At 70.6% G+C, this 14,675-nt stretch carries 15 protein-coding genes and 1 tRNA gene; 7 read left to right on the top strand and 9 right to left on the bottom strand.

Annotated features, from left to right (window positions below):
• Positions 1-24: 24 nt before the first annotated feature.
• Together ACGFIK_RS26265 and ACGFIK_RS26260 are read right to left on the bottom strand one after the other, a co-directional pair.
• Positions 25-462: a hypothetical protein gene (locus ACGFIK_RS26265; RefSeq protein WP_327023710.1), complete on the bottom strand. Its 438-nt coding sequence runs from the start codon at positions 460-462 to the stop codon at positions 25-27.
• Positions 444-1,112 (bottom strand): HNH endonuclease family protein, encoded by a 669-nt coding sequence (locus tag ACGFIK_RS26260; RefSeq protein ID WP_393341944.1) that lies wholly within the window; start codon positions 1,110-1,112, stop codon positions 444-446. Before ACGFIK_RS26260 ends, ACGFIK_RS26265 begins: the two co-directional genes overlap by 19 nt.
• A gap of 108 nt (positions 1,113-1,220) precedes the next feature.
• Between ACGFIK_RS26260 and ACGFIK_RS26255 the strand changes: the two genes are divergently transcribed.
• Positions 1,221-2,651 (top strand): MFS transporter, encoded by a 1,431-nt coding sequence (locus ACGFIK_RS26255; protein ID WP_327023711.1) that lies wholly within the window; start codon positions 1,221-1,223, stop codon positions 2,649-2,651.
• Between the two features lie 72 nt (positions 2,652-2,723).
• On the opposite strand, the gene leuA is transcribed toward ACGFIK_RS26255, so the two are convergent.
• From leuA to ACGFIK_RS26240, 3 genes are all read right to left on the bottom strand, one after another.
• On the bottom strand, positions 2,724-4,502 hold the full coding sequence (gene leuA / locus ACGFIK_RS26250) for a 2-isopropylmalate synthase (RefSeq protein ID WP_327023712.1): 1,779 nt from the start codon (positions 4,500-4,502) through the stop codon (positions 2,724-2,726).
• A 220-nt stretch (positions 4,503-4,722) separates the two neighbouring features.
• Positions 4,723-5,271 carry a nitroreductase family protein gene (locus ACGFIK_RS26245; RefSeq protein WP_327023713.1) on the bottom strand — a complete coding sequence of 183 codons (549 nt, stop codon included), beginning with the start codon at positions 5,269-5,271 and terminating at the stop codon, positions 4,723-4,725.
• A gap of 84 nt (positions 5,272-5,355) precedes the next feature.
• Positions 5,356-6,180 carry a hypothetical protein gene (locus ACGFIK_RS26240; protein WP_327023714.1) on the bottom strand — a complete coding sequence of 275 codons (825 nt, stop codon included), beginning with the start codon at positions 6,178-6,180 and terminating at the stop codon, positions 5,356-5,358.
• A 291-nt stretch (positions 6,181-6,471) separates the two neighbouring features.
• On the opposite strand from ACGFIK_RS26240, the gene ACGFIK_RS26235 reads away from it, so the two are divergent.
• Together ACGFIK_RS26235 and ACGFIK_RS26230 are read left to right on the top strand one after the other, a co-directional pair.
• On the top strand, positions 6,472-7,737 hold the full coding sequence (locus tag ACGFIK_RS26235; RefSeq protein WP_327023715.1) for an aspartate kinase: 1,266 nt from the start codon (positions 6,472-6,474) through the stop codon (positions 7,735-7,737).
• Positions 7,738-7,742: 5 nt separating this feature from the next.
• Positions 7,743-8,807, top strand: a complete 1,065-nt coding sequence (locus ACGFIK_RS26230; protein WP_327023716.1) for an aspartate-semialdehyde dehydrogenase — start codon at positions 7,743-7,745, stop codon at positions 8,805-8,807.
• 129 nt (positions 8,808-8,936) lie between these two features.
• Here ACGFIK_RS26230 and ACGFIK_RS26225 read toward each other — a convergent pair whose 3' ends face one another.
• Entirely contained in the window at positions 8,937-10,355 is a 1,419-nt protein-coding gene (locus tag ACGFIK_RS26225) for a sensor domain-containing diguanylate cyclase (protein ID WP_327023717.1), read from the bottom strand.
• Between the two features lie 195 nt (positions 10,356-10,550).
• On the opposite strand from ACGFIK_RS26225, the gene ACGFIK_RS26220 reads away from it, so the two are divergent.
• Together ACGFIK_RS26220 and ACGFIK_RS26215 are read left to right on the top strand one after the other, a co-directional pair.
• The gene (locus ACGFIK_RS26220) at positions 10,551-11,330 is read left to right on the top strand and encodes a phosphodiesterase (RefSeq protein ID WP_327023719.1); all 780 of its coding nucleotides are present in this window, start codon (positions 10,551-10,553) and stop codon (positions 11,328-11,330) included.
• Positions 11,331-11,598: 268 nt separating this feature from the next.
• Positions 11,599-12,057 carry a lamin tail domain-containing protein gene (locus ACGFIK_RS26215; RefSeq protein WP_327023720.1) on the top strand — a complete coding sequence of 153 codons (459 nt, stop codon included), beginning with the start codon at positions 11,599-11,601 and terminating at the stop codon, positions 12,055-12,057.
• A gap of 57 nt (positions 12,058-12,114) precedes the next feature.
• On the opposite strand, the gene ACGFIK_RS26210 is transcribed toward ACGFIK_RS26215, so the two are convergent.
• The 3 genes from ACGFIK_RS26210 to ACGFIK_RS26200 all read right to left on the bottom strand — a co-directional run bounded on the left by ACGFIK_RS26210 (position 12,115) and on the right by ACGFIK_RS26200 (position 13,687).
• Positions 12,115-12,447, bottom strand: a complete 333-nt coding sequence (locus ACGFIK_RS26210) for a hypothetical protein (RefSeq protein ID WP_327023721.1) — start codon at positions 12,445-12,447, stop codon at positions 12,115-12,117.
• 126 nt (positions 12,448-12,573) lie between these two features.
• A tRNA-Pro gene (locus ACGFIK_RS26205) sits at positions 12,574-12,650 on the bottom strand.
• A 143-nt stretch (positions 12,651-12,793) separates the two neighbouring features.
• Positions 12,794-13,687, bottom strand: coding sequence for a metallophosphoesterase (locus tag ACGFIK_RS26200; protein ID WP_327023722.1), 894 nt, complete (start codon positions 13,685-13,687; stop codon positions 12,794-12,796).
• Positions 13,688-13,712: 25 nt separating this feature from the next.
• Between ACGFIK_RS26200 and ACGFIK_RS26195 the strand changes: the two genes are divergently transcribed.
• Together ACGFIK_RS26195 and ACGFIK_RS26190 are read left to right on the top strand one after the other, a co-directional pair.
• A complete protein-coding gene (locus ACGFIK_RS26195) occupies positions 13,713-14,168 on the top strand; it encodes a GatB/YqeY domain-containing protein (protein ID WP_327023723.1) in 456 nt (151 codons plus the stop codon).
• A 175-nt stretch (positions 14,169-14,343) separates the two neighbouring features.
• On the top strand, positions 14,344-14,675 hold a 332-nt coding region (locus ACGFIK_RS26190; protein ID WP_393341906.1), incomplete at its 3' end, for a hypothetical protein.

The raw sequence follows: 14,675 nt of genomic DNA, 5'->3' as shown, positions 1-14,675 counted from the left end.
GGCTGCTGTCCACGTCTGCGGGGTTCAGCCCTCGGGGCGGTTCAGCAGGCCGACCGCGATGTTGTGCACCGCGTCCAGCCCGGAAGCGGCCTCCAGCGCGGCCTTGCCGCCGCTGACCACGTACCACTCGTCCGCGTCCTTGTACTGGACATGCAGGGTGACCTGCCCGTCCGCGAACTCCGTGCGCAGGGTCAGCTCGCCGGTGACCACCCCGACCTCGTCGGTCATCACCCCGCCCGGGCCGGGCACGATGTCAGTGGTGCGGCTCTGCGGACCGGCCGGGCCTGCGGCGTCGGCCGTCATTCCCGCGCCCGGCACCTCGACCTCACTGGCGGCCGTGCCGTCCGCGGTCATCCCCGCGGTGGTCGGTCCCGGGCTGCCGGTCGCCTCCGCTGCGCCGGAATCCGGCGCCTGCTCGGGCGTCGAGCCGCCGTCGGCCCCGGCTACGGCTTGCTCTCCCATGTGCAGCCCTCCAACATGTCGGCCAGCGCGGCTTTCTCGGCACTGGTCACCGTCAGCTTCCAGTGGTGCTTGACCGCCACCCAGTCCCCGGCGTATTGGCACCAGTACGACTGGCTTGGCGGTTTCCACTGGGACGGATCCTGGTCACCCTTTGCCCGGTTGGAAGAGGCGGAAACCGCGAAAAGCTGCGGCCGGTCCAGGTCGTTGGCGAAATCACCCCGTTTGGTGTCATCCCACTCGTCCGCACCGGATCGCCAGGCGTTCGCCAGCGGCACCATGTGGTCGATGTCCACCTGCGACGGATCGGTGAAGCTGCGGCCGTCGTACACACTCTCCCACTGGCCGCCCACGACGTTGCAGCCGGAATGCTCGATGCCCTTGCCGTCCCGTTCCAACACGGTGTCGCGGACGTCGCAGTTCTGGCCGGTCTTGCGCCAGTGCGGGAAGCGCTTGCGACTGTAGCCGCGCATCGAGCCCGCCTCGGCGACGGTGAGCTGGGAGAGCATCTGGTCGGCGGTGCCACCACCGCCGCCGCTGCTGGGTCGCGCGCCCGGCTCCTCTTCGAGCGGGACACACCCGGCTGCGCCGAAGGTCAGCGCCGCGACCAGCGCGAGCGCCCCCAGGGCGCGGGGTCCTGATCTGGTACGCACAGACGACACCTCTCCAGCTTGCGGGCATCCGCCGATCCCGCACAGTACCCGTACGGTGTTTTGGCGTTTCGTGGTGTCTGGCAGATGGTGCACGGCAGATTGGTAGACATGGCTGAACCCGTACGCGTGCTCCGGATGAACACGGCAGCCGGCCGGGGCACCCTGGCGGCCGCCGTACTCGCCTCCGGCATGGTCTTCCTGGACAGCACCGTGGTCAACGTGGCGCTGCCCAGGCTCGGCGCCGATCTGGGCGCCTCCGTGGCCGGCCTACAGTGGACGGTCAGCGGGTACCTGCTCACCCTGGCCGCCTTCGTACTGCTCGGGGGTGCCCTGGGGGACCGGTTCGGCCGGCGGCGGATCTTCCTGCTCGGGGTCATCTGGTTCACCGGCGCCTCGGTGCTCTGTGGCCTGGCCCTGCGGACCGACTGGCTGGTGGCCGCCCGGCTGCTCCAGGGGGTCGGCGGCGCCCTGCTGGCCCCGGGCTCCCTGTCGCTGCTGCAAGCCAGCTTCCACCCCGACGACCGGGCGAAGGCGATCGGTGCCTGGTCCGGCCTGTCCGGGGTCTCCACCGCCCTGGGGCCCTTCATCGGCGGCTGGCTGATCGACGCCCTCTCCTGGCGGTGGATCTTCTTCCTGAACGTGCCGCTGGCCGTGCTCGTGGTGCTGGCCGCCCTGCGGTGGGTACCGGAGAGCCGGGACGAGAGCACCTCACGGACCCGGGGGGCGGGCCGGCGGTTCGACGTGGCCGGGGCGTTGTGGGGGGCGCTGGCCCTGGCCGGGATCACCTACGCCCTGGTCGACGCCCCGGAGCGGGGAGCAAGTGCCCCCTCGGTGGTCGGGGCGGCCCTGGTGGCGGTGCTGGCCGCGGTGGTGTTCGTCCTGGTGGAGCGGCGGCGGGGGGAGACCGCGATGCTGCCCACCGGGCTGTTCGGCAGCCGACTCTTCTCCGTTCTGAACATCTTCACCGTGCTGGTCTACGCCGCCCTCGGCGGGTTCACCTTCTTCATCGCGGTCTACCTGCAGAACGTGGTCGGCTGGTCGGCGCTGGGGACCGGTCTGGCGTTGCTGCCCATGACCCTGTTGCTGCTGGTCGGCTCACCGGCGGCCGGAGCGCTCTCCACCAAGATCGGGCCACGGCTGCTGCTGACCGTCGGGCCGACCCTGGCCGCGGTCGGTCTGCTGCTGCTGCGCGAGGTCGGCCCGGGCGCGTCGTACTGGCGGCAGGTGCTGCCCGGGGTGGTGGTGTTCGGGGTAGGCCTGACCATGGTGGTGGCACCCCTGACGGCCTCCGTGCTGGCCGCGGTCGCCGACCGGTTCGCCGGGGTGGCCAGCGGCTTCAACAACGCCGCCTCCCGGGTGGGCGGGCTGCTGGCGGTAGCCGCCCTGCCGCTGCTGGTCGGGCTTTCCGGCACCGGGTACGAGCAGCGCGCCGAACTGACCGCCGCCTACCGGGGTGCCCTGCTCTGGTGCGCCGGGCTGCTGCTGATCGGGGCGGTCATCGCCGCCCTGCTCGTCCACCGCCCACCCCGCAAGGAGTGAGGACCGAGCTATGACGTTAATAAGGGCCCCTTGCTATGCAGAATGCGTTAACAAGGGACCCTTCCTTGCACCTCAGTGGTGAGCGCGGTTGACGGCGCTGGTGACCGCCTTGATGGAGGCGGTGACGATGTTGGCGTCCATGCCGACCCCCCAGACCGTACGACCGTCGACCTCGCACTCGACGTAGGCGGCGGCCTGGGCGTCCCCGCCGGAGGAGAGGGCGTGCTCGTGGTAGTCGAGCACCCGTACCGCCACCCCGGTCGAGCCGAGGGCGTTGACGTACGCGTCGATCGGACCGTTGCCGATCGCGCTCAGGGTCTGCGGCTCCCCGGCGAGGGCTACCTGCGCGGTGACCTCGACCTTGCCGTCGGTGGTGCCGATGGCGTACTCGGTCAGGGTCACCTTCGGGTCGCTCTGGTGGTCGAGCAGGTACTGCCCGGCGAAGATCTGCCACATGGTGTCCGGGCCGACCTCACCACCGTCGTGGTCGGTGACCTGCTGCACCACCCCGGAGAACTCGATCTGGAGCCGGCGGGGCAGGTCCAGCTGGTGCTCGGTCTTCATGATGTACGCGACCCCGCCCTTGCCGGACTGGGAGTTGACCCGGATGACCGCCTCGTAGCTGCGGCCCAGGTCCTTCGGGTCGATCGGCAGGTAGGGCACCGCCCAGGTGAAGTCGTCGACCGGTACCCCGGCCGCCGCCGCGTCGGCGTTCAGCGCGGCGAAGCCCTTGTTGATGGCGTCCTGGTGGGAGCCGGAGAAGGCGGTGTAGACCAGGTCACCGGCGTACGGGTGCCGCTCGTGCACCGGCAGTTGGTTGCAGTACTCGACCGCCCGCTTGATCTCGTCGATGTTCGAGAAGTCGATCATCGGGTCGATGCCCTGGGAGAACAGGTTCAGCCCCAGGGTCACCAGGTCGACATTGCCGGTGCGCTCGCCGTTGCCGAACAGGCAGCCCTCGATCCGGTCCGCCCCGGCCAGCAGGCCCAGCTCGGCGGCGGCCACCCCGGTGCCCCGGTCGTTGTGCGGGTGCAGGCTGAGCACCAGGCTGTCCCGGCGGGGCAGGTGCCGGTGCATCCACTCGATCGAGTCGGCGTACACGTTCGGCATGGCCATCTCGACCGTGGCCGGCAGGTTGATGATCAGCTTGTGGTCCGGGGTCGGGTCGATCACCTCGATGACCTTCGCGCAGACCTCCAGGGCGTACTCCAGTTCGGTGCCGGTGTACGACTCCGGGGAGTACTCGTAGTGGATGTCGGTGTCCGGGGTGTGGATCTCGGCGTACTTCTGGCAGAGCCGGGCGCCCGTGGTGGCGATGTCGGCGATGCCGTCGCGGTCCAGCCCGAACACCACCCGACGCTGCAGGGTCGAGGTGGAGTTGTAGAAGTGCACGATCGCCCGGCGGGCGCCCCGCAGGGACTCGAAGGTCCGGTCGATCAGGTGCTCCCGGCACTGGGTGAGCACCTGGATCGTCACGTCCTCGGGGATCAGATCCTGCTCGATCAGCTGCCGGACGAAGTCGTAGTCGGTCTGGCTGGCCGACGGGAAGCCGACCTCGATCTCCTTGTAGCCCATCTGCACCAGCAGTTGGAACATCCGGCGCTTGCGCTCCGGGGACATCGGGTCGATCAGGGCCTGGTTACCGTCGCGCAGGTCGACCGCGCACCAGCGGGGGGCGGCCTCGACGTGCCGGGTGGGCCAGGTGCGGTTCGGCAGGTCGATGCGGAACTGCTGCTGGTACGGCTGGTACCGGCGAAACGGCATCCGGCTGGGCTGCTGCCGGGCGATCTGATCGGAATCGATGTCGGTGGTGCTGGCTTGGTGGGCCATGGCGAAGTTCTCCTGGGTCATGTGACGTCAGCAGTGGCTGTCGGCGGCGATGTGCCGAGCGGAGGGATCCGGGGACGTGCTGGCGGCGCGGTTCGACTCCGCGACGAGGTGCCGGCCTTCAGGCCTCGTCGCGGCGACCAAGAAGAAGGCTCGCCTGCCACATGACAGAGTCACCCTACGTGATGGGACGGAAGGTGGGAAGGTGGGTCCGCACTATGAGACGCAATTCGCATCCGCCCGTTCAGGGTGCCGTGTTTCCGCAGCTCAGGACCAGTTCGGCGAGGGGTTGCCGGTGTCGCAGGCCGGTCTCCTCGGCCACCAGGTCGGCCGGCAGGCTCAATGGATCACCCAGTTGGCCCACCGCCACCACCACGTACGGTCGCAGGTCGGCGGTCAGGTCGAGGTCTGCCGCCAGGCTAGCGCGGTCCAGCTCGGTCACCTGGCGTACGTGCAGCCCCAGTGCGGTGGCCTGCACGGTGAGATGGGCCACCGCCTGACCCAGGTCGTACGCGGCCGTCGGGTGGCCGGCGCGGGTGTGCGCGACCAGCACCAGCAGGCTGGCCCGCCCGGCCCAGCGCTGCTCGTCCGGGGACAGGTTGACCAGGATCCGTTTGAAGGTGTCGTCGTCGCGGTGTCCGACCGCGAACCGCCACGGCTGCCCGTTGCCGATCGAGGGGGCCCAGCGGGCGGCCTCCAGCAGGGTCGCCGCCTCGGCCGGGGAGAGTTCGGCGTACGGGTCGAAGGCCCGGGGGCTCCACCGGAAGGCCAGCAGCGGGGTGAGGTTGGTCATGCGAACAGTGTCCCCTATGGGGCATTTGATCGCTTTGCTGCGGGTAGCTGAATGTGGGGTAAAGCACCCGTAACGGATGGCCGATCAGGGCGTTCCGGTGGCCTCCTGATCAGGGGATTCACCGGTACCGGTCGGGGGTGCCTCGGTGACCGGGGCCGCCAGGCCCAGGGGGTCCCCCTCCACCACCGGGCCGGCCAACTGCACCGAGGCCGGGGCCGGCTCCGGGGTACCGGTCAGCATCAGGGTGCCGAAGGCCGCGCGTACCGCCGTCAGGGTGCCGTCGGCGTCGAAGCAGTAGATCCCCACATCCAGCGGCGGATTGATCGAGGCTGCGGTGGTCTCCACGGAGTAGCAGGAGCCGCCGGCCCCCTCCGGTGCCATGGCCGGCGAGACGGACAGCGGGGCCCGGCGGTCGGTCAGCACGTCCAGCCAGTCCGTGAAGGGGTGCTGCACCCGGGGGTCCAGCCGCCGGGGCAGGGTGTCGTCCCGCTCGCCGAGGCGTACGCAACTCGGGGGTTCCGGCCGGGTCGGGGTGGGCAGGGCGCACTGGAACAGCCCGTCGGTCGTGGCCGCCAGGGCGATGTCCGCCTGGCCACCCAGGGCCCCGCCGGGCACATCCACCCGCCAGCTGCCGTCGTTCGCGCTGGTCACCTGGATCAACCGGTCGGCGGCCCCGTCGACCCGCAGGGTGTAGCGGGCGACCAGGTGCCGATCCTGGGCGGCGGCGGCCAGGGCGGCCAACTCGTCGCGGGCGGCGTCCATCCCCACCGGGCGGGGAGCCGAGGTCGGCGGCGTCGGGTCGGCGGGCGGATCTGCCGAGCAGGCGGCGAGCAGCGCGGACAGGGTCAGCACGGGCAGGGCAGGCACGAGCGGGGCGACCCGACGGCGAGCCGGACGGTGGGCGTACACCCGGTCATTCTCGGCGTTGTGGGCGTCGCGCGGACACCCCCGGGCGGGCACCCGTTTCCGGCGTGTCGTGCGCCACCTCACCCCAGTACCTGGGCCGGATCGTGGGATCACCTGACCCGGCGGTCAGAGGGGACCGATACGCTGACTTGGTCCGACCCGCGCCGCCGGCCCCGGTGCCGGCGGCGTCGGCACGCCAAGCCTCTGTGCCGGCGGCGTCGGCACGCTCAGCCCCTGTGCCGGCCGCCAAAGCCTGCCGGCACGCTCCGAGCAACCGGGAGGGAGTGCACCGTCGTGGCACTCGTGGTGCAGAAGTACGGCGGGTCCTCCGTCGCCAACGCCGAGCGGATCAAGCGGGTGGCCGAGCGGATCGTGGCCGCCCGTAAAGCCGGCGACGACGTGGTGGTCGTGGTCTCCGCGATGGGTGACACCACGGACGAACTGCTCGATCTGGCCAACCAGGTGAGTCCGCTGCCGCCCGGTCGCGAGCTGGACATGCTGCTCACCGCCGGGGAGCGGATCTCCATGGCCCTGCTGGCCATGGCCATCCACAACCTGGGGTACGAGGCCCGCTCCTTCACCGGTTCCCAGGCGGGCGTGATCACCACCTCGGTGCACGGCCGGGCGCGGATCATCGACGTCACCCCGGGGCGGCTCAAGGGCGCCCTGGACGAAGGTGCGGTGGTGATCGTCGCGGGGTTCCAGGGGGTCTCCCAGGACACCAAGGACGTCACCACCCTGGGGCGGGGTGGTTCGGACACCACGGCGGTGGCGCTGGCCGCTGCGCTGAACGCCGATGTCTGCGAGATCTACACCGACGTGGACGGCATCTTCACCGCCGATCCGCGAATCGTGCCGAACGCCCGGCACATCAAGCAGATCACCTACGAGGAGACGCTGGAGCTGGCCGCCTGCGGTGCGAAGGTCCTGCACCTGCGCAGCGTGGAGTACGCCCGCCGGGCGGGGCTGCCGATCCACGTCCGTTCGTCATACTCGACAAACACCGGCACGATGGTCACCGGATCGATGGAGGAGCTTCCCGTGGAGCAGGCGCTGATCACCGGAGTGGCCCACGACCGCAGCGAAGCCAAGATCACGATCGTCGGGGTGCCCGACGAGCCGGGCGCGGCGGCGCGGATCTTCGACACGGTAGCGGGTGCCGAGATCAACATCGACATGATCGTGCAGAACGTCTCCACCGAGGGCACCGGGCGTACGGACATCTCCTTCACCCTGCCCAAGGCCGACGGGCCCACCGCGATGGCGGCCCTCAGCAAGATCAAGGAGGCGGTCAACTTCAAGGGCCTGCTCTACGACGACCACGTCGGCAAGGTCTCCCTGATCGGGGCCGGGATGCGCTCGCACCCCGGGGTCGCCGCCGGCTTCTTCGCCGCCCTGGGCCAGGCCGGGGTCAACATCGAGATGATCTCCACCTCGGAGATCCGGGTCTCCGTGGTCTGCCGGGACACCGACCTGGACGCCGCCGTACGCGCCATCCACGAGGCATTCGACCTCGGGGGCGACACTGAGGCTGTGGTGTACGCGGGGACAGGACGGTAGCGCGGGTGGCCGGGCTGCCCACCCTGGCTGTGGTCGGGGCGACGGGAGCCGTCGGCACGGTGGTGTGCGAGCTGCTCTCCGGGCGGCGCAACGTCTGGGGTGAGATCCGCCTGCTGGCCTCCGAACGGTCGGCCGGGCGGACGATCCGCTGCCGGGGCGAGGACCTGACCGTCCGGGCCCTGACCGAGCAGGCGTTCGACGGCGTCGACGTGGCGATGTTCGACGTACCGGACGAGGTAGCCGCGCACTGGGCACCGATCGCCGCCCGCCAGGGCGCGGTCGTGGTGGACAACTCCGGCGCCTTCCGGATGGACCCGGACGTCCCCCTGGTGGTTCCGGAGATCAACCCCGAACAGTTGCGTCACCGGCCGCGCGGCATCGTGGCCAACGGCAACTGCACCACCCTGGCGATGATCGTCGCGGTGGCTCCCCTGCACCGCGAGTACGGGCTGCGTGAGCTGGTGCTCGCCTCGTACCAGTCGGTCTCCGGGGTGGGCCGGGCCGGTGCGGACGCCCTGCACGACCAGTTGACGAAGGTGGCCGGCGACCGGTCCCTAGGCTCCCGGGCCGGCGACGTACGGCAGGCCGTCGGCGACGACCTCGGTCCCTTCCCGGCCCCCCTGGCGCTCAACGTGGTGCCCTGGACGGGCTCGCTGGCCGACGAGGGCTGGTCGTCCGAGGAGATGAAGCTACGCGACGAGTCGCGCAAGATCCTCGGGTTGCCGGACCTCAAGGTCTCCGCCACCTGCGTCCGGGTACCGGTGGTGACCGGTCACTCGGTGGCGGTACACGCCGTCTTCGCCACCGAGATCGACGCCGACGGGGCCCGTGAGGTGCTGCGCAACGCCCCCGGGGTGATCGTGGTCGACGACCCGGCCACGGACGAGTTCCCCATGCCGATCGACGCCGTAGGCACCGACCCCTCCTGGGTGGGCCGGATCCGCCGCGCCCTGGACGACCCCCGGGCCCTCGACTTCTTCGTCACCGGCGACAACCTCCGCAAGGGCGCCGCCCTGAACACCACCCAAATAGCCGAACTCCTAGCCAAACACCTAACAACCCACCCCTAACCCTCCCCCCCCGGCCCCCCGCCTTTGCGGCGTTGATCATGAGGTTGGCGGCAGTGTGGAGATCGACAACTGCCGCTAACCTCATGATCAACGCGGAGAGGGGCGGGAGGGGGCCCGGGTGGGGAGGGGTTAGGCGGCGGAGAGGCGGACGCCGTCGCGGCCTTGGCGTTTGACGGCGTAGAGGGCCTGGTCGGCGCGGCGTAGCGTCAGTTCGGGGGACTCACCGGGGCGGGGGAGGGCGACTCCGACGCTGATCGTACGGCCGATGCCGCGGGCGGCTGCGGTTAGTCGTTCGGCGACCCGGACGGCTTCCTCGGGGCGGCTGACCTCGATCACGGCGACGAACTCGTCCCCGCCGATGCGGTACAGCTCGTCGCCTTGGCGCAGCGCGCCTTCCAGGGCCCGGGCCAGGCCGACCAGCACCCGGTCACCGGCCTGGTGGCCGTACGTGTCGTTGACGGTCTTGAAGCCGTCGACATCGATCGCCAGCAGGGCGGTACGCCCCGGGGTGACGGTGGCGATCCGCTGCCCGAACGGGCCGGTGTGCCGTAGCCCGGTGAGGGGGTCGGAGCTGGCCTGCTCCCGTAACCGCTCCAGGGTGCGCAACCGGTCCAGGCAGCTCCAGGCCTGGCCGGCCAGCAGCTCCAGCAGGTTGACCGTCTGGGAGTCCGGGCGCAGCAGCCGTTCGTCGGCTACCAGCAGCACCCCACCGCCCTCGGGCGGCCCCACCGGCACCGCCACCAGGGTGCGTACCCCGGCCCGGACCAGTGGCTCATGTTCCTCGACGGGTGGGTGACCGGCCTCGCCGAGGGTGTGACCGGCGCCGTACCGATGGGCTCGGGCGATGATGGCACGCATCGCCTGCGGACCGGCCTCCGTCAGCTCGGCGCGCATCCGGGTCTCCAACTCGCCCGGGGTGGCGGTCGGTTCGCTGAGCCGGGGCCCGCTGCGGCCGGCGAGCACCAGGATGGCCGTGTCGAGGGCGGACACGTCCCGGGCGGCCCGGATGGCGGTGGCCAGCAGGTCATACTCGGTGGTGGCGGAGGTCATCGCGGTGGCGTGCCGCAGCAGCTTCTCACCGCGGCTCTCCGCCGGCCCGCCGAGCGCCATGATCCGGGCGCCCAGCCGGCCGGCTACCCGCTCGGCGGTCGCCCGCCACGCGGCCAGGTCGGCCGGGCCGGTCCACTGCAAATCGAGTACGCCGATGCGGCGGCCCGCCGGATCACATATCGGAACGCAGACCTCGGCGGTGACGTCGGGGCGTACCGGGATGTGGTCGGTGTCGGCGGTGACGTCCGGGACGATGGCCGGGTTGCCGCCGGTGAAGACCCGGCCGACGATCCCGGCGTCCGGGGCCACGGTGGCGAAGACCTGCCAGGACCCGGTGGCGGCGACGCAGCGGAGTCGGCCGTTGACGTGCAGCAGGACGGCGATGGTCGCGGGGGTGTAGCGGGCCAGCGCGTCGACGCTCGCCTGGCAGACCTCGGCGACGGTCGGCGCCAGAGAGAGACGGACCGTGACGTCACGGATGACTTGCGGGTGATCCACTTGTGCGTCGTTCCAGGTAGGTAGGGGTCCCGGCCGGGTACCGGGGCGCTGATCAAGCGTACTCATGGTGTGCGGAAGCAGGCTGATGCTCGTACACATGTGCTATCCACAGGCTGTGGACGAGGCCTGTGGACCGGCCCCCGGGGAGGCTGCCGCAGCGATAGCGTGAGGGTTCCGGTCGAGTGGAGGCTCTCCATGCTCATCGCCCACCTCAGCGATCCGCACCTCACCGCAGGGGCGCTCGGCGCCGAGCCGGTGGCCGGGCTGCATCACGCCCTGGGTAGGGTCCTGGCGCTCAATTCCCGGCCCGACTGTGTGGTGATCACCGGGGACCTGGCCGACCATGGTCGAGCGGACGAGTACGCCGCCCTGCGGGAGGTGATCGGACGCTTCCCGCTGCCGCTGTATCTGACCACCGGCAACCATGACGACCGGGAGTCACTGCTGGACGCCTTCGGTGGCACCCCCTGCCTGGGGGGCGGCTTCTCGGCCTACTACCAGGTCGAGCGGCCCGGGCTGACCCTGGTGATGCTCGACTCGCTGGTTCCCGGCTCGGATGCCGGTCGGCTCGGCGCGGAGCAACTCGACTGGCTCAACGGGGTGCTCACCGCCCGCCCCGACGTGCCGGCGATCGTCTGCCTGCACCATCCGCCGGTAGAGGTGGGGATTCCGGCGGCCGACGAGATCCGTCTCACCGACGGGGACGCCCTGGCCGAGGTGCTGCTGCGCCACCCCCAGGTCGTACGGGTAGCCGCGGGCCACCTGCACCGGCCGGTGACGACCGCCTTCGCCGGCACGGTGCTGACGGTCGCGCCGAGCACCTGGCGGCAGGCCACTCTGACGATGACGGAGGAGGAGCAGATCGGCTGGGTGGCCGAGCCGACCGCCCTGCTGCTGCACCAGGTCAGCGACCGGGGATGTGTCACCCACACCGTGCAGGTGAGTCACACCGCCGGCATGACCTGCGGGTACTGACCAGCGTTCTGGTCGACCGCAGTCGGTTCGGTCGGCTGCGGTCGCCCTTTGGCGGATGGGGATCTGGACCTCGGTCGATCGCGACCGTCCATATTGGCCGATTGAGGCGAGCCGGGCGGAGGCCCGGTTCCGCCGCTCGGATCGTATTCCTCGGCGCGACCCTCGTGGATGTTCACGTCGCCGGGCTTCGTCGCTAACCTCGCTGCGGTCACGCGCGTCGGCGTAATCAAACCGCGCCGTTCACGGCGCTCTCAGTGGGGGTAGACGCATGACGAGAAGGCTTCTCGGACTCATCACCGCGGTTGCCATGACGGTGGGTGGCTCGCTGGTCGCGGCCACCCCGGCGCAGGCCGCCACCCCGGCGGTCGAGATCACCAAGGTGTACTACGACTCGCCGGGTACGGACAACCGCTCGAACGCCAGCCGCAACGCCGAGTACGTGAAGCTGACCAACCGCCGATCCAGCACGATCAACCTGAAGAACTGGACCCTGCGGGACAAGGCCAACCACGTCTACAAGTTCAGCGGCGACTTCAAGCTCGGCAAGGGCAAGAGCGTCATCATCCGTACCGGCAAGGGCAAGAACACCGCCAGCACCCGGTACTGGGGCTCGGGCAACTACATCTGGAACAACACCGGCGACACCGCGTACCTGCGAAACGCCAGCGGCAAGCAGATCGACAAGTGCTCGTGGAGCAAGAAGGGCAAGGGCTACACCAACTGCTGAGCCCGTACGCGGTGCCGGCCCCGTCCGAGGGCCGGCACCGGGGCCTCTCGCGTGGATTCAGCCCTCGATCGGCGGCCGGTCGATGTTGAGGTGGAAGGCACGCTCCTCGGCCTCCTGCCGAGCGGCGACGAAGTCGCGCTGCCAGTCCTGCGCGTTGTCCGGTATACGTGCGACCACATGCTCACCACGGATCCGGCCCTCGGAGTCGGTCAGCGCCACCCCTACGACGGTGTGCCCGCGACCCGGGATGGCGTAGTGACGTACCGCCCACCGGGCGGAGGCCTCCAGGGCACGGCTTCGTCGTCGGGCGTTGGCCGTCACGATCATGGAGACCAGCACGACGGCGGTCGTCACGACAACGAGGCCGAACACAATCGCGATGATCCGCACCCGGGTCAGGCTACCCGGCATCCCGCCCGCCTGCCCGTCCAAGCCCTGGCCCGCCGCCGGGGTACGCCTTAAGCAATCAGGGCTGGCTCTCCGTGACGGAAAGCCAGCCCTGATGGCTGTTACCTCTGGTCGGGGTGGCCGGATTCGAACCGACGACCTCTTCGTCCCGAACGAAGCGCGCTACCAAGCTGCGCCACACCCCGAGGCGTGCCGACAAATAGTAGCCCACCCGCTCCGACGGTCAAACTCGGTACCCCGGCCAGCGGTGATCCACTCCGTTACGCCGGAATGGCGGGGTCAGCCGGGGCTGGTTACCGCCGTATCGCCGTAACGGAGTGGATCAGGCTCAGCGCGGAATCAGGGTCAGCAGACTGGCCTCGGGGGGGCAGGCGAACCGGACCGGGGCGGTCGGGTGGGTGCCGAGGCCGGCGGAGACGTGCAGCCAGGAGTCGGAGCCGGGCCAGCGGTGCAGGCCCTTCGCCATCGAGCGGGGCAGGCCGCAGTTGGTCACCAGGGCGCCCACCCCGGGGACACAGACCTGACCCCCGTGGGTGTGGCCCGCGAGCAGCAGGGCGAACCCGTCGGCGGCCATCTCGTCGAGCAGGGCCGGCTCGGGGGAGTGGGTAAGGGCGATGGAGAGATCCGCCGAGGGGGAGACCGCGCCGGCCACCGCGCCCCAGTCGTCGCGTTCGACGTGGGGGTCGTCCACGCCGGCCATGTCGATGGCCCGGCCACCCGCCTTGACTGTGGTCCGCCGGTTGTTCAGGTCCGCCCAACCGGCCCCGACGAGGACGTCCCGCAGCTCCTCGGAGGGCAGCTCGACCCCCTCGGTGTACTCCCGCTCGGGCAGGAAGTAGCTGAACGGGTTCTTCCAGACCGGGCCGGTGTAGTCGTTGGAGCCGAAGACGAAGGCCCCGGGGTAGTCGAGCAGGGGTTGCAGGGCCCGCAGGACCCCGGGTACCGCCTCCGGGTGGGCCATGTTGTCGCCGGTCACCACGACCAGGTCGGGGTCCAGGGCGGCCAGCGAGGCCACCCAGTGCTGTTTGCGTACCTGGTTGGGGGTCATGTGTAGGTCGGACAGGTGCAGGACGCGCAGCGGCTCGGTGCCGGCCGGCAACACCGGGACGTCGAAGCGCCGGAGGGTGAACATGTTGCGTTCGACCAGGGAGGCGTACGCCAGGGCGGCGGCGCCCGTCGCGACGGTGGCGGTCGCGAGCCGGAATATTGTGCGCTTTCGCATGGCGATCAGGGTAGTTTGGGCGTCCATGAGCACGCTGAAGGACCGCCTGACCACCGACATGCGCGCCGCCCTCAAGGCCCGCGACGAGTTGACCACCTCCACCCTGCGGATGGCCCTGGCCGCCGTCGGCACGGCTGAGGTCGCCGGTAAGGCCAAGCGTGAGCTCAGCGACGACGAGGTGCTGGCCGTACTGACCAAGGAGGCCAAGAAGCGCCGCGAGGCCGCCACCGCCTTCGCCGAGGCGGGCCGCACCGAGCAGGCCGCCAAGGAGACCGCCGAGGGCGAGGTGCTGGAGCGCTACCTGCCGCAGCAGCTCTCCGAGGCGGAGCTGACCGACCTGGTCGCGGGGGCGCTCGCCGCGGGCGGCTTCACCGGCAAGGCCCAGATGGGCCCGGCGATGAAGGCGGCCCAGGCCGCGGTGGCCGGCCGGGCCGAGGGTGGCCGGGTGGCCGGCGAGGTACGCCGCCAGCTGGGCCTCTGACCCGCCGGCGGTACAGCAAAAAGCGATCGGGCGGGCACTCCGTGAGGAGTGCCCGCCCGATCCTCGTGTTTTGACCATCGGGGGGATTCGTGGTGGTCGAGGTCTAGCGGAATGGGGAGGACCCTGTCCATGATCTGAGTTCTCACACAAAGATCATCAATGGGCAGGGTCCTCGATGAGCAGAGTAACGGCTACCGGTACCGGTGACAGGGGGCTGGGCCGGATCTTGTTGGATTCGTGGCGGCGGGAGTTGTACGAGGGCGTCCTCGTGTCCCGGTCGAGGACGTTGTTCTCGCTGGTCGACGAGTTGGCCGCCGATCAGGGACGGTGTGGCTGCCCGGCGCATCTGTCGCTGGGCACCGTGACCGGGCACGCCGCGGCGTACCGGGCGTTACGCGACGGTGAGATCGACACCGGCCGGGCGTTGCGGGCGGCGTGCCGGATCGCTCAGCGTGCCGGCCTGCCGCGGGTGTACGCCGTCGACACCACCGCCTGGCCCCGGCCGAA

It is taken from the genome of Micromonospora sp. NPDC048871 (assembly GCF_043198155.1).
GTDB lineage: Bacteria > Actinomycetota > Actinomycetes > Mycobacteriales > Micromonosporaceae > Micromonospora.
This window is presented reverse-complemented; position numbering and strand designations above follow the sequence as displayed.